The organism is Streptomyces sp. NPDC127117 (assembly GCF_042677325.1).
Taxonomy (GTDB): domain Bacteria; phylum Actinomycetota; class Actinomycetes; order Streptomycetales; family Streptomycetaceae; genus Streptomyces.
Genome location: NZ_JBHXTM010000057.1, coordinates 7,674 through 21,561, shown reverse-complemented (window position 1 = coordinate 21,561; position 13,888 = coordinate 7,674). Strand labels below are relative to the sequence as shown.

Here is a 13,888-nt window from a genome sequence, read left to right as displayed (position 1 = left end):
CCGCCCCCGGTGGCCCCGCCGTTCCCGGCGCCACCGGCCAGCCGCCGGTCCGGGAGTTGGACGACTGTTAACCCGCGTGCGGCCTCGCGATTCCCGCACGGCACGGACGCGGGCGTTCGAATAGGTCCGGACCACTCCCGGACACCTTGATCCGCATCGCATTTAACACTCCCTTAGCGAATGGTCTATACCTTTGGCGGTACGGTGGATCTCTCCTGATGCCACCACATGCACGGCCATGGGGGCCATATGACGATCCATCACCTTCCGCAACCGCCGTCCGATCAAGAGCTCTACTGGTATTTCGGCCCGCAGCGCCGCTGGGTACTGATCAGCTCCTCGCTGGCCTTCGTACTCACCGCGGCGACGATGCTGACCTTCGCCCTGCGCACCCCGGCCCTGTGGGCCTTCCTCGCGGTGCTCGCCCTCAACCTCGTCGCCCTGGTGCTCTCCTCGGTCAACAGCCTGCGCCAGCGGCGACTGACCAGGCGCTCGCACGAAGTGCTCGTGCACGCCTGGGATCCGGCCGAACTCCCTGGTGTCGACCTGTACTTACCGACCTGCGGCGAACCCCTCGCCGTGCTCGACAACGCCTACCGCGCGGTCTCGGCGGTCGACTGGCCCGGCGCGCTGACCGTATGGGTGCTGGACGACGCCGCGAGCCCCGAGGTCGCCGAGCTGGCCGCCTCCTACGGGTACCGGTACGTCGTCCGGCCCGACCGGGGTCACCTCAAGAAGGCGGGCAACCTCAACCACGCGCTCACCCTGAGCAGCGCCCAGTACATCGCCGTCCTGGACGCCGACTTCGCGCCCAGACCCGACTTCCTGCGCCATCTGGTGCCGTATCTCGCCGATCCGGGGGTCGGCATCGTGCAGAGCCCGCAGTGTTTCGACACCGACGGAACGATGAGCTGGATCCAGCGCGCCGCAGGATCCGCGCAGGAGTGGTTCTTCCGCTGGATACAGCCGTCCAGGGACGCGAGTGATGCCGCGATCTGCTGCGGCAGCAACGCGGTCTACCGCCGCAGCGCCATCGACCTCGCCGGCGGCTTCGCCAGACTCGACCACAGCGAGGACCTGTTCACCGGGCTCGCCCTCCATGAGCAGGGCTTCCGCACCCTGTACGTACCGGTGCTGGTGGCCAAGGGCACCTCGCCGGACAACCTCGCGTCGTTCGTCAACCAGCAGTACCGCTGGGCGATGGGAAACCTGCACCTGCTGGGCACGCCCGTACTCGCCCGGATGCGCGCCCCCTGGCGGATGCGGCTGTGCTTCTACGAGGGCGTCGTCGGGTATCTGACGACGGCGGTGAACACCTTCGCCGCCCCACTGCCGCCGCTGGTGATGCTGTTCCGGTACCCGGACGACGTCCGCCCCTGGCACGTACTGCCACTGCTCGCCCCGCTCTGGCTCTGGCACGTGCTGCTGCCGCGGATCAGCCGGACCCGCTGGCGCGTCGAGGTGATCCGGGCCAATGTCCTGACGAGCGTCGCCGCCGGGGCCGCCTTCCTGCACACCCTGCGCGGCCGCAGCGCGGCCTGGGTGCCCACCGGGGCCGGCGGCGCGGCGAAGGGCGGCATGGCCCGCCGGGTCGTGATCGTCTCCCTCCTCTGGCTCTGCTGCTCCACCGGCGCGGCCACCGCCGGTCTCGCCCTGGCCCTGGTCCGCAACGGGTGGGCGCCCAACTGGGGGCTCGCGCTCTATCTGCTGGTGCAGTGGCAGATCAACCTGCCCCTGATCCGCGGCCTGTGGGCCGGACTGCGCCCCGATTCCACAACACGCCCACCCGCCCGGTCCGCACGGCCGAGGGGGCGCTCACTGCTGCCCAGACGCTGGCCCGAGGCGTTGGCCGCCACAACACTGCTCGTGCTCACCGCCCTGCTCGCATCCGGTTGGGTCAACCCGATGCTGCCCTGGCTGAGTTGAAAGGCCCGTCAGAACAATGCGCACGCCCACATCCCCCGTCACGCCGCCCGGAGGTTCCGGGCCGGGTTCGCGCCGCGCCGGATTCCGCCCCGACATCGAGGGGCTGCGCGCGGTCGCGGTGCTCGGGGTCCTCGCCTTCCACGCAGCCGTACCCGGTCTGACCGGCGGCTTCGTCGGGGTGGACGTCTTCTTCGTCATCTCCGGCTATCTGATCACCGGGCTCCTGTTGCGCGAGGCCGTCACCACCGGGCGGATCCGCCTCGGCGAGTTCTTCTCCCGCCGGGCCCGCCGGCTGCTCCCGTCGGCCGCCGTGGTCCTCGGCGCCGTCGCACTGGCCGGGGCCTGGCTCACCGTCCCACTGCGCCGCACCGAGCTGGAGTACGACGTGGTGGCGGCGGCCCTGTCCACCGCCAACTGGCGCTTCGTCCAGCAGCAGACCGACTACCTCGCGGCGGGGCACGACCAGAGCCCGTTGCTGCACTTCTGGTCGCTGGCGGTGGAGGAACAGTTCTACGTGTTCTGGGCCCCGCTGCTCGCCGGGTTCGTGTACGCCGCCGCCAGGGCGGCACGCCGTGGGCGCGCCGTACGGTCGGCGGTGACCGCCTTCACCGCGGTGCTCACGCTCGGCGCCTTCGTCCTGTCGCTGCGCTGGACGGACGACTCCGTCTCGCTGGCTTACCTCGGAACTCCTTCGCGGGTATGGCAGTTCGGCGTGGGCGCGCTGCTGGCGCTGCTGCCGTGGCACCTGCTGCGCGGCCCGCGCCCGTTGCGTCTGCTGTCCGGGTGGGCGGGGGCCGGGGCGCTGTTGTGGTGCATGGCCGAGTACGACGCGTCGACTCCGTACCCCGGGTACGCGGCGCTCGTGCCGACGCTGGCGACCGCGGCGATCATTCTGGCCGCGATACCCGGCCGGTCGGCCGGCGGGAACACCGACGGCCCGGACGTGTACGGGGTCGGGCGGCTGCTGGCGGGCCGGGCACCCCGTGCGATCGGGCGGCTCTCCTACACCCTCTATCTGTGGCACTGGCCCGTGCTGGTGCTCGCCGAGGCCCGCCTCGGGCCCCTGGACTGGACGGCGAAGGCGGCGCTGACGGTGGCGGCCGTGCTGCCCGCGCTGGCCACCATGCGCTGGGTCGAGCAGCCGGTGCGGCACAGCCGTACGGTCTCCGAACTGCCCCGGCGCGGACTGTCGGTGGGGGTCTCGGCCGTCGCCATCCCGGTCGTCCTCGCGCTGGTGATGGGCACCACGACCCTGCGTCTGCTGGGCCCGGCCACACCGGTGGACGTGAAGGGCCTGCCGCCCGGCGCGGCCGAGGGCCCTCATCTGCTCTTCCGGGACGGTACGCCGCTGCGGAGCGGTCCCGTGGTGCCCAGCCCCGTACAGGCGCGCAAGGACTTCCCGCCGGACGGCGCCTGTGAAGTGGCCCCGCCGGTGACCCGCAGCCCGCGCTGCCTGTTCGGCGCGGCCGGCAGCCCGGACCGGATGGTGCTGCTCGGCGACTCGCATGCCGGGCAGTGGTTCTCCCCGATGCTCGCGCTGGCCGCAGAACGCGGCTGGGCGCTCCAGGAACTGGTGAAGCAGGGCTGCCCGCTGCCCGAACTGAGCGTGGTCAACCCACAGTTGGGGCGTACGTATCACGAGTGCGACACCTGGCGTGCGGACGCGCTGGCCCGGATCACGAAGGGGCCCAAGCCCCGCCTCGTGGTGATCGCCTCCCTCAACCGCTACACCGACGACCAGCGGCTCCTCGCCAGGGGCTGGGAGCGGACGCTGAAGCCGCTGCGTGCGCTCGGTGTCCCGATCGTGTACCTGGAGGACACACCCGTACCGGGGAAGGACATCCCGGCCTGCGTATCCGGGCACACCACCGACCCGGAGGCATGTGCGTTCGCCCGCTCCACCGCATGGTGGCCGGACCCGCTCGCCCGGCGGATCGCGGCCGGCCGGCTGCCCGGGGTGCGGGCCGTCTCGGTCAACCCGGTGCTGTGCCCGCCTGAGGGGGCGAGCTGCCCGGCGGTGCTGGACCGGATCCTGCTGTACCGGGACGACGCCCATCTGACCGATGTCGCCGCGGTGGTCCTCACGCCCCGGCTCGAACGGCTCCTCTCGGAGGCGGGAGCACCGGCCGGCGGTACCGGGGCGGCGGCGGGCCCGGACGGCTGGACCCGGGTCATGCACGACGACTTCGAAGGACCGGCGGGTGCCCGCCCGTCCGCCGCCCGCTGGAAGTACGACATCGGCACCTGCTACCCGGGCTGCCCGGCCCCCCGGTGGGGAACCGGTGAGATCGAGACCATGACGGACTCGGCCGACAACGTACGGCTGGACGGGAAGGGGGCGCTGGAGATCGTCCCCACCCGCAGGGGCGGGAAGTGGTACTCCGGCCGGATCGAGTCCCGCCGCGCCGACTTCGCCCCGCCGCCCGGCGGTGTGATGCGGATCGAGGCGTCCATCGCGCTGCCCGATGTCACCGGCCCCGCGGCGGCGGGCTACTGGCCGGCCTTCTGGACCCTGGGGGCGAAGCTCCGCGACGGCTACACGGGCTGGCCGTCCGTCGGCGAACTGGACATCATGGAGTCCGTCAACGGCCGCGACACCTTCTTCGGCAGCATGCACTGCGGCATCGCCGACGGTGGCCCCTGCGAGGAGCCGGTGGGCCTCACCTCGGGTCCGCAGCCGTGCCCCGGCTGCCGTACCGGCTTCCACACCTACGCCGTCGAGGTCGATCTGACGCCCGGCGCCGAGGAGGTGCGCTGGTACCTGGACGGCCGGATCCACCACCGGGTCGGTGCGGCCCGGATGGATGCCGGGACGTGGGACCGGGCGGTGCACCACGGGCTGTTCCTGATCCTGAACGTGGCGATGGGCGGCAAGCTCCCGGCCGCCGACGGCGCCACCGCGGGCCCCGGCACCGAACCGGGCCACCCGATGCGCGTCGAACACGTCACCGTGTCGACCCGGGAGGGCGCCACCCGCTCCTGACCACACCCCGCCGCGCCGCAGCGCACGCCCTCAGCGCGCTGCACCGCAGCGCACGGGACCGCACCGCACCACGCCGCGCACCGAGTCGGCTCCGGCACGCGGCGCGGCGGGGCGGGGTTTCAGGTGTCACATGTCACGTGTCCCGTGTGCGGCGCCACGCGTCACGTGCCCGGTGTCCGGCGCCACGCGTCACATGTCACGCGCCGGACGCCAGGCGCGCCATGTCACACGTCACTCGCCGGATCCAGGCGTCACATGTCACACGCCCGCATTTCAGGAAAGAGCCAGCTCCGTGACGTTGTCGGCCTCCAGGACCCACGTCGCGCTCAGGCCGCCCTCCTTGACCCGTGCGTCACCGTCGCCCTTGAGCACGCCGATGCGGTTGCCGGACAGGGCGATCTGAATGGCCTGGTTGTACTCGTGGACCCAGCTCGCGCTGAGGCCGCCCTCCTTCACGTGGGCCTCACCGTTGTCCTTCAGGACGCCGATGCGATTGCCCGACAGTTCGAGCTGGATGACGTCGTCGGCCTCGCGCACCCAGGAGGCGCTGAGGCCGCCCTCCTTCACCCAGGCGACACCGTTGCCGGCGAGGACGCCGATGCGGTTGCCGGCCAGGTCGATGCCGATGGCGTTGTCGGACTCGCGCACCCAGCTGGCGCTGAGGCCGCCCTCCTTGACCCACGCGACGCCGTCACCGGTGACGACACCGATGCGGTCGCCCGACAGTTCGAGCTCCTTGACCTTGTCGGACTCCTTGACCCACGTCGCGCTCAGGCCGCCCTCCTTCACGTAGGCGTCACCGTTGTCCTTCAGGACGCCGATGCGGTCGCCGGACAGGGCGATCTGCTTGACGTCCGTGGCCTCCTTGACCCACGTCGCGCTCAGGCCGCCCTCCTTCACCCACGCGACACCGTCACCGGTGAGGACACCGATGCGGTTGCCGGAGAGGGTGATCTGCTTGACGTCGCCCGACTCCTTGACCCACGTCGCGCTGAGGCCGCCCTCCTTGACGAACGCGTCACCGTTGACACGCAGGGTGCCGATGCGGTTGCCGCCGTCGCCTGAGACCGTGCCGGGAACCGCACCGGCCGAGGTCGTTCCGGCGAGACCGGCCAGGGCCACGGCGGCGACCGCCGCGGCGAATGTCTTGCGCTTCAATGGAGCATCTCCTCTGCTCGGATGCCCGCTTGGGCCCGCTGAGCGGCGCCCTCGGGGAATCGATCGATCCGAAGACGACCAACGACCGGCCCGGTGGCCGGTACGTGGGCCATTGAGGTGAGCCCGGCGCACTGGGCACGGCCCGCCACGCCCCCGAAGTGCGCCGTCAGGCGGCGTTGTTGAGGAGGCCCTGGCCTGCGGGAGTGGTGGTGCGGAGGGCCGTGTTGTGATGCCGGGTGGTGCGGATGCGGCCGGCGGTGCGGAGGACGGTTGCGTGCCGGCCTGCGCCGGCCGGGGAGATTCCGGCGTGGCGGGCGAGTTCGGTGATCGTGCGGGTACACCGCCGCGAGGACCGAGGGGTCAGTGCGACCCGTCCAGCTCGACACGGACCGTCCTGCCCGTAGGGATTGCGGTCCAGCACCGCCCGTCGGCCGCCCGGCGCGCCGGCCCGGACCGGCTGCGTGATGTACGCGGTGGGCACCGCGCGCGTCTGACACACCGTGTCGCGTACCGGAGCGATTCCGGTACGCGGTACGGCCGTTCGGCGGAGCGCGCGAGGGAGGCACGCGCCTTGATAGCGTCGCTCCCGCGATCGCGGTTTCCGCCTCCCGCCGGGGTCGTCGCCGTGCGTCGTACGGTCCGCCCCGAGGGGCACGGGGAGTTCTGCGGCAAGGACGAAGAGGGCCCGACGCATGAGTCTCGCGCAGTTGCACTACACCTCTGCCTCTGCTGCCTCTGCGGACGACGGCGGGGGCGGGAGCGGCGCGCACTTCACCGCGGTCAGCACAGGACTGCCCACGCAGGTGCTGGCCGAGGCCGAACAGCTCCTTCGCTACGAGCCGCCCGCCGACGCCCCGAACCGGCTGACGGCCGACCAACTCCGCTCTCTCCCCGAGGCGTTCAGCTTCAGCGCGCTGCCGGACGGCGGACACCTGCTGTCCCGTGCGGTGGCGTTCGCCGGTCACGGCACCCTCGGGTTCCACGCGCACGCAGTGCATCTGACGGCCGGTACGCGGCTGCCGGGCGACGCCCTGCCGATCACCGCCTGGCGGTCGCCCAGCTGGGCCTCGACCCCGCCGGACGGCGGCGCCCCCGAGCGGATATCCACGCTGCCCGCCTCCGCCGCCTTCGGCCCCGAGGCGCTGAACGACTTCGCGGTCTCCCGGAGCCCCTGGCTGGCGGCGGTCTTCGCCGACCTGCGCCGGGTGTGCGAGGACCCGTCGGCGGGGCGCCTGGTGCTGGTGGAGCGGCACAGTGCCGATGTGGCCAGGTGGATCGCCCTCGCCTCGGCCGTGCTCCCGGCGGACGACGCGCACCGGCTGACGTTCACGACGTACACCCGCCGCCCGGCGCACTCCCCGCACCAGGTCGTCGGCGTACTCCCGCAGGATGCCCCGCAGGACGGCGGCTCCGGGGCGCAGGCACTGCGGGTGCGCGACTGCGCCGGCGCCCGGCCCGGCGAGCCGGTGGACGACGCCTGGGCCGAGACCTGCGCCCGGATCTGGCGGAACCGGTCCCCCGAGTTGTTCCGGGCGGCGGCCGAACTGCCCGGCGGGCCGTTCGCCGCCGGTCCGCTCGCCGTGACGGCGCTCTGCGCGGGCGTTCCGCTCGGGGCGGCCGAGCGGGCCGCGGCGGCCGAGTGGGCCGCCGAGCGGCCGTACGCGCTGGACGAAGAGCGCACGCACCGGCTCGCCGACGCGCTGACCGACCCGGACCTCGATCGCACGCCGCACGAACTCGCCGCCGTGGCCCTTCTGCTGACGGCGCTCGACGGGCGGGCCCCGGCCACCGTGACCGGTTCCCTCGGCGCCCTGCTGGTGACGGAGGCGGTCTACGGGGCCGATGTCTCCGTGGCTCCACCGGGGCGTTCGGTCTTCACCGGGCCGGGCGGGGAACGCGTCGCCGCGGCACTCGTCGAGGCCGTCGGCGACGATCTGCGTACCGAACTGACCACCGGCGGGCCGGCCTCCCCGGGCGCCGTGCCCGGCCACAGCGTGGGGCGTGCGGTGCAGTTGCTGCGGATCGCGCGGCTGCTCGATCTGGACTGTGCGGAACTGCTCCCCGATGTGGTGGGCCGGATGGCCCGGTCCCTGCTGGACGAAGGGGCGGCCGACTGTGCCGAGGTGCTGCTCGACCTCCTGGACGAGCAGTTCGACGTCCGTACGGCGCTCCTCGGCGAGCTGGACCGGATCGCCCCGCAGGACCCGTCGGCGACGGAGCGGCTGCTGAGCGGGGTCGCGCTGCCGTTCACCGGTGCCCAGGCGCTGCCGCATCTGCGGATGTGCGCGGCGGCGCCGGAGGCCAGGGCGAGCGGCGGCGACGACCGGGTGAAGGTGCTGAACGCGGTGTTGCGGGCCGGTGGAATGTCACCGTTCACCGAGCCGCTGGTGCTGCGGACGGCGGTGGGTCTGGTCTGGGGCGACGGTGCCCCCACGGCGGGCGAGGCCCGGCTGCTGCTGGCCGGGAGCACGTCCGACGCGCATCGGACGGCCGGTACGTGGTCCGTTCTCGTCGCGGCGGCGCTCGGTGCCCCCGCCGACGACCCGGAAGCACCCGAACTCGCCCATGATCTGTTGCGCGGCTTCCCGCGGGAGATCGACGCGCGGGCGCGCGGTGCGCTGCACCTCCTGGAGTTCGCGCGGGACGTCCGGTCGGGGGCGGCGGGGCCCGGCTGGGCGGAGCAGGCCCGGACGCTGTGCGCCGGGGCCGAACCGGTCGAGCCGGGGGTGCGCGAGCAGGCGTTCGGCGCCCTGGCCGGGCGGCTGCTCGACCCGGACCGGCCCGAGGCGGAGCTGTACGCGTTCGTCCACTGCGACGACCCGGACCTCATCGCGGCCTACGGCAGCGCCGCCCGTCGGGACGCGGTGCTCGCCCGGCTGCGCTCCGATCCGGCCTATGTCGCGGACTGCTTCACCGTCTGGAGTTCCCACCCGCACGCGGGCCGGGCCTGGGGCGAGACCCGGGAGGCACTGTTGTCGGGGGTGCTGCGTCCGGTGGTGCGCGGGCTGTCGGCGGGCGAGGTCGCGGCGGTGGAGGAGGCGGCCGAGCGGGCGGGCAGCAGCCGTACGGCGGAGGCGTTCCGGGCGTGGAACCGGCCGGACGGCTTCCGCAGACGGCTCGGCAACAGGATCTCGGCACGGGTCCGCCGGTCGTAGCCGGAAGGACCCGAAAAGGACCCGGAAGGCCCGGAAGGCCCGGAAGAAGCGGGAGAAGCGGGAGAAGCGGGAGACCCGGATGAACCAGGGGCCGTGGCCGGGGCTCCCGGGGCCGTGGTGACCGAGCCCGCCCGCGGTTTCCGGACGGGACGCGGAAGTCGTGGCCCGTCCTGGGCGACCGGTACCGTGTGACCTATCGATCTCGTGCGCTCCCGGCGGGCTGCGTGACACCCCCAGGAGGAACAGATGACGACGAACCGCGGACGCAAGGACGTCATCCGGGACCGGATGGCCGCGACCGGCGAGTCGTACAACGTCGCGGCCCGCAATCTGAAGGCCATGAAGGACATGGGCGCCACGCGCGAGGCCGTCCTGACCCAGCGCTGGCGCCCCGCGGACACGCTCGATGTCCCGTGCCCCTGCGGCGGCACCTGCGAGCCCGGCGAGCGGTGCGAGCGCTGCCACGCGCTGCACCGGCACGTGGCGCGCTACCCCGGCAGCGTCACGGACGTGGAGACCTGGGCCGACCGTTACGACTGCATGGGCTGTGCGTCCTCGTACATCCTGACCGTGGTACTGCCCGGACGGCCGTGGGGTGTCGCCGAGACGGTGGTCCAGGGCGGATCCGCGGAGCCGGTCGTGCGGGCCCGGGTGTTCCCGGGGGTCGCCCATCCGCTGCTGAAGCCGGAGAGCGCCGAGGACGAGGGCTGACGACCGGCGTCGCCCCCGGGGCGGGGCACGGCGTCACAGCACAGCCCGGACGACGGCCGTTCCCGCCGCGACGGCGAGGACCGCGGCCGCGGTGATCAGGAACCGGGGGTTGCCGAGGTTGACCGTCCAGCCGATGCCGACCCGTTTGGGCACCAGGACCGCGGGGTCGTCGGCATTGACGTAGACGGTGCCGGCGCCGCGCCAGAAGCGGTCGTCGTCACGCGGTACGAGTCCGGTGTCCTTCTCGTCCGCGGACGCGGGCAGCCGGCTGCCCGCGGGCCCGACGCGCAGGACGAGGCAGGCGACCAGGGCGAGCATCGCGACGAGCGGCACGCCGGTGACGGCCCAGGTCATGGGCGTGGAGCGGGTGTCGCTCCACATCAGCGCGGACAGCCCGAGCAGCATCAGGTTCAGCAGCGCGGCGATGCCCATCATGGAGCGGGCCGTGAGGACGAGGTAGCGGCGGTACCGTGCGGCGCCGGCCGCGGGGCGGGCCACATCGAGGTCGGCGCGGGCGCGCAGCAGTCCGGCGACCACGGCTGCCACGACGAGGGTGAGCAGCACCTGGCACAGGACGAGGCCGAAGGCCGTCCACACGGTGGTCGGGTAGGACTCGTAGACGGTGCCGCCGGCCGAGCGCCGGGGCATCGCGACGCGGTCGGGCAGCCCGGGGTAGACGACGACGCCGGCGGCGACGCTGACGGCGATCACGACGAGCGCGGGGACGCTCCAGTACCAGGGGAAGCGGACCGGGTCGGTGCGCAGCGAGGTGTCCATGACGGCGCCCTGCCGGGTGTGTTCGTACCAGCCGCCGTCCGCCTTCGCACGGGCTATGCCGCGATGGGCCCGTACCCACAGGGCGGCGGCGAGGGCGCAGAGCAGCAGGGAGCCGGCGGCTCCGGTGGTGAGGGTGCCGAGGGCGGCGCCGAGCGTCGAGGCCGGCACGGTGACGACGGCCGCGGCGACGAGGATCGCGCCGCGGTAGTGGTGGCGCTGTTCCTCGACGGCGGCGGCTCGCGCCTTGTCCGGCGGGACGCGTACGCCGAAGGGGACGGCGGCGGGGTTGAGGAGCGGGCTGGGGGCGGCGTACAGGACGGCGCTCAGCACCGCGAGGATGCCGAAGTTGAGAGCTGCGTCGACCAGCAAGGTGTTCACCTGTCCGTTCTTGTCGCTGATCCCGGCTGGGCGGGACGCCGCGCCGGGATCCGGCGCGGTCTTTCCGATCCGCGTTCCGCGAGCCGTTCCTCGCGGCGGTCCCACGGGTCAGGGCGTCTCGTCCGGTCGCCCGGGGAAACCGTCCAGGACCGTCTCGACATGGCGCGTCACCTCCTGTCTCGGGATCCCGCGGACATCCAGCTCGGCCAGGAGGGTGCGCATGCGCGCCTCCCAGTCGACACCGGCCCGCAGTTCGTCCGACGGCTGCTTGACGTCGGACCGGACCGCCGCGCCGCTCTTGCGGTTGATGCGGATGATCCCTTCGCGTCGTAGCAGGTCATAGGCCTTGTTGACGGTGTGGAAGTTGATCGCCAGATCGACTGCCAGCTGCCTGGTGGACGGAAGTCCGGCACCGGGCGCCAGCGCGCCTTCCGCGATGGCTTCCACCACCCGGTCCCGGATCTGCTGATAGATCGGCACCTCGCTGTCGAGGTCGAGCACTAGGTACACACCGCAATCCTATCTGCTATACATCTAATAGAACAGACGCTCATGGCAACGCGGCAGGCGCGGCGACAGCGCGCGACTGCCCGGGGGCCCCGCCCGGGCCCCAAAAGGAGGGGGAATCCCCATGGCACTGATGAACATCTCCGACACCGGCCTCACCATCGAGTTCAGCGGTCGCGAGCGCACCTGGACCCTGCGCGGCTCCCTCACCGTCCCGCTCGCCGCGGTCCGCCGGGTGACCGTCATCGACAACCCCCTGCGCGCCGCCCACGGCACCCGCAAGGGCCTGCACGCCTCCGGAATCGCCAAGATCGGCGTCTGGGGACTGGTCGTCGGCCCTCGTCAGCTCGTGGCCGCCTACCGGGGCAGGCCGGGACTGCGCGTGGAGCTGGACCGCGCCGCCGCCGATGGCGACTTCGACGAGCTGATCCTCTCGCTCGACGATGCGCGGCAGGCCGCACGGCTGATCGAGCAGCGGGTGGGGAGCCACCGATGAGCGGACGGCCGCAGGGCCCGCACATAGAGGTCAGCGGGCTGACCAAGCGTTACGGAGCGGTCCGGGCCGTCGATGACCTGAGCTTCACCGTGCGGCCGGGCGTCGTGACGGGCTTCCTCGGCCCCAACGGCGCGGGCAAGAGCACGACGATGCGGATGGTCCTCGGCCTGGTCGCCCCCACCTCCGGCACCGCCACCATCGGCGGCAGGCGGTACGTGGACCTGCCCAGGCCCTCCGCCACCGTGGGCGCCGTGCTCGACGCCTCCGCGGTCCACCCCGGCCATTCGGCGCGGGACCATCTGCACATCTACCGCACCATGGGCGGCCACCCGGCCGACCGGGTCGACCGGTTGCTGACCCGGCTGGGACTCGCCGAGGTGGCGGGCCGCCCGACCCGCACCTTCTCCACGGGCATGCGGCAACGGCTCTCGCTCGCCACCGCGCTGCTGGGCGACCCGCGGGTCCTGCTGCTGGACGAGCCGGGCAACGGGCTCGACCCGGAGGGCATCGCCTGGCTGCGCGGACTGCTGCGCGGGCTGGCCGCCGAGGGACGCACCGTGCTGGTCTCCAGTCATGTGCTGAGCGAGGTGCAGCAGCTCGTCGAGGACGTCGTCGTGATCCGGAAGGGCCGGCTGGTGGCGGCGGGACCGCTGGCGGAGATCGAGCGGTCGTCGCCGGGCACGGTGCTGGTCCGCTCACCGGACGCGGCGGCTCTGCGCGCCGCACTGCTGCGCGGCACCGCGCGGGACGGGGCGGCGGACCGGGTGGACCTCATGGCGGACGGCAGCCTGCGCGTGTACGGGATGGCGGACCGCGCCGTCGCGGATCTGGCCGCCGCCGAGCGGCTGCGGGTCCACGGGCTGACCGCCGAGGCCGGCCTGGAGCAGCTCTTCCTCCGGCTGGCCGGGGACGATGGAGCGGGCGGCCACGACCGGCCGCGAGCAGCGACGGACGAGAAGGCGGCACGGCGATGAACGCACTGGTCAAGGCGGAGTTCCGGCGGCTGGCCGCCACCCGCCTCCCGCTGTGGGCACTCCTCGCGGCCGTGGTCCTCGGCGGCGGCATGGTGGGGGCGATGACGCTGGTCGGCCCGGAGAACTTCGATCCGCCGGCGCCCGGACTGGACACGGGGGCCGGCGTCCGCTCCGTGCTCGGGATGCTGAGCTTCACGGTGTTCCTGCCTGCCGCGCTCGGCACCCTGGCGATGACGTCGGAGTACCGCCACCGCACCGCCACGTACACCTTTCTGCACGCCCCGCGGCGCCGGCAGGTGCTGAGCGCCAAGCTCGTCGCGTACGGCGCCGCCGGTCTGCTGTACGGGCTGGTGCTCGCCGGCACCGCGGCGGCCGCCTTCTTCGGGGGTGTCGCGGCGCGCGGGGTGACGCCGGGCATGGCCACCGGCGAGGTACTTGGGCTGCTCGTCCGGCCGGCGGTGGCGATGGCGGTGTACACCCTGCTGGGCGTGGCCGCCGGGGCGCTGATCCGGCATCAGGTCGCGGCGCTGGCCGTCGTCATCGGCTATCTGTACGCGGGCGAGTACCTGCTGATGATGGTCCCGGGCGTCAAGCTGCTCTACCCGCTGCTGCCCGGCGGCGCCACGGCGTCCCTGACCGGCTTCAGCTATGTGACGGACACGATGGCCGCGGAGCTGGCGACCGGCCCGGTGCCGCTGCTCTCCCCCGTCGGCGGCGCACTGCTGCTGGCCGGGTACGCACTGGTCGCGGCGTTCGTCGCGGTCCTGGTGCCGATGCGCAGGGACGTGTACTGACTCCGCGCGGCGCGGCGGGTGCCCCGGAC

10 protein-coding genes are annotated in these 13,888 nt (G+C 73.2%); 7 read left to right on the top strand and 3 right to left on the bottom strand.

What is annotated here, in order from left to right; translation table 11 throughout:
• Positions 1–249: 249 nt before the first annotated feature.
• Both ACFVH0_RS33795 and ACFVH0_RS33790 read left to right on the top strand, forming a co-directional pair.
• A complete protein-coding gene (locus tag ACFVH0_RS33795; RefSeq protein ID WP_385826500.1) occupies positions 250–1,926 on the top strand; it encodes a glycosyltransferase family 2 protein in 1,677 nt (558 codons plus the stop codon).
• A 16-nt stretch (positions 1,927–1,942) separates the two neighbouring features.
• A complete protein-coding gene (locus ACFVH0_RS33790) occupies positions 1,943–4,909 on the top strand; it encodes an acyltransferase family protein (protein WP_385826498.1) in 2,967 nt (988 codons plus the stop codon).
• Between the two features lie 273 nt (positions 4,910–5,182).
• Here the strand turns inward: ACFVH0_RS33790 and ACFVH0_RS33785 are convergent, their stop codons facing one another.
• Positions 5,183–6,067: a peptidase S1 gene (locus ACFVH0_RS33785; RefSeq protein WP_385826496.1), complete on the bottom strand. Its 885-nt coding sequence runs from the start codon at positions 6,065–6,067 to the stop codon at positions 5,183–5,185.
• 692 nt (positions 6,068–6,759) lie between these two features.
• On the opposite strand from ACFVH0_RS33785, the gene ACFVH0_RS33780 reads away from it, so the two are divergent.
• Positions 6,760–9,222: a GTPase-associated protein 1-related protein gene (locus ACFVH0_RS33780; RefSeq protein ID WP_385826494.1), complete on the top strand. Its 2,463-nt coding sequence runs from the start codon at positions 6,760–6,762 to the stop codon at positions 9,220–9,222.
• 246 nt (positions 9,223–9,468) lie between these two features.
• On the top strand, positions 9,469–9,933 hold the full coding sequence (locus ACFVH0_RS33775) for a hypothetical protein (RefSeq protein WP_124721187.1): 465 nt from the start codon (positions 9,469–9,471) through the stop codon (positions 9,931–9,933).
• A 33-nt stretch (positions 9,934–9,966) separates the two neighbouring features.
• Here the strand turns inward: ACFVH0_RS33775 and ACFVH0_RS33770 are convergent, their stop codons facing one another.
• The gene (locus ACFVH0_RS33770) at positions 9,967–11,088 is read right to left on the bottom strand and encodes a DUF5808 domain-containing protein (protein WP_385826492.1); all 1,122 of its coding nucleotides are present in this window, start codon (positions 11,086–11,088) and stop codon (positions 9,967–9,969) included.
• A gap of 108 nt (positions 11,089–11,196) precedes the next feature.
• Positions 11,197–11,589: a GntR family transcriptional regulator gene (locus ACFVH0_RS33765; protein ID WP_385826490.1), complete on the bottom strand. Its 393-nt coding sequence runs from the start codon at positions 11,587–11,589 to the stop codon at positions 11,197–11,199.
• Between the two features lie 130 nt (positions 11,590–11,719).
• On the opposite strand from ACFVH0_RS33765, the gene ACFVH0_RS33760 reads away from it, so the two are divergent.
• The 3 genes from ACFVH0_RS33760 to ACFVH0_RS33750 are packed head-to-tail and all read left to right on the top strand — an operon-like array spanning position 11,720 to position 13,859.
• Positions 11,720–12,091, top strand: coding sequence for a hypothetical protein (locus ACFVH0_RS33760; protein WP_385826488.1), 372 nt, complete (start codon positions 11,720–11,722; stop codon positions 12,089–12,091).
• Positions 12,088–13,065 (top strand): ABC transporter ATP-binding protein, encoded by a 978-nt coding sequence (locus ACFVH0_RS33755; protein WP_385826487.1) that lies wholly within the window; start codon positions 12,088–12,090, stop codon positions 13,063–13,065. The genes ACFVH0_RS33760 and ACFVH0_RS33755 overlap by 4 nt, the downstream gene beginning before the upstream one ends.
• Positions 13,062–13,859, top strand: a complete 798-nt coding sequence (locus tag ACFVH0_RS33750; protein WP_385826485.1) for an ABC transporter permease — start codon at positions 13,062–13,064, stop codon at positions 13,857–13,859. The genes ACFVH0_RS33755 and ACFVH0_RS33750 overlap by 4 nt, the downstream gene beginning before the upstream one ends.
• Positions 13,860–13,888 lie beyond the last annotated feature (29 nt).

Coding starts and splice junctions, on each gene's coding strand:
- ACFVH0_RS33795 (WP_385826500.1), top strand. CDS start 250: ATGACGATCCATCACCTTCCGCAACCGCCGTCCGATCAAGAGCTCTAC.
- ACFVH0_RS33790 (WP_385826498.1), top strand. CDS start 1,943: ATGCGCACGCCCACATCCCCCGTCACGCCGCCCGGAGGTTCCGGGCCG.
- ACFVH0_RS33780 (WP_385826494.1), top strand. CDS start 6,760: ATGAGTCTCGCGCAGTTGCACTACACCTCTGCCTCTGCTGCCTCTGCG.
- ACFVH0_RS33775 (WP_124721187.1), top strand. CDS start 9,469: ATGACGACGAACCGCGGACGCAAGGACGTCATCCGGGACCGGATGGCC.
- ACFVH0_RS33760 (WP_385826488.1), top strand. CDS start 11,720: ATGGCACTGATGAACATCTCCGACACCGGCCTCACCATCGAGTTCAGC.
- ACFVH0_RS33755 (WP_385826487.1), top strand. CDS start 12,088: ATGAGCGGACGGCCGCAGGGCCCGCACATAGAGGTCAGCGGGCTGACC.
- ACFVH0_RS33750 (WP_385826485.1), top strand. CDS start 13,062: ATGAACGCACTGGTCAAGGCGGAGTTCCGGCGGCTGGCCGCCACCCGC.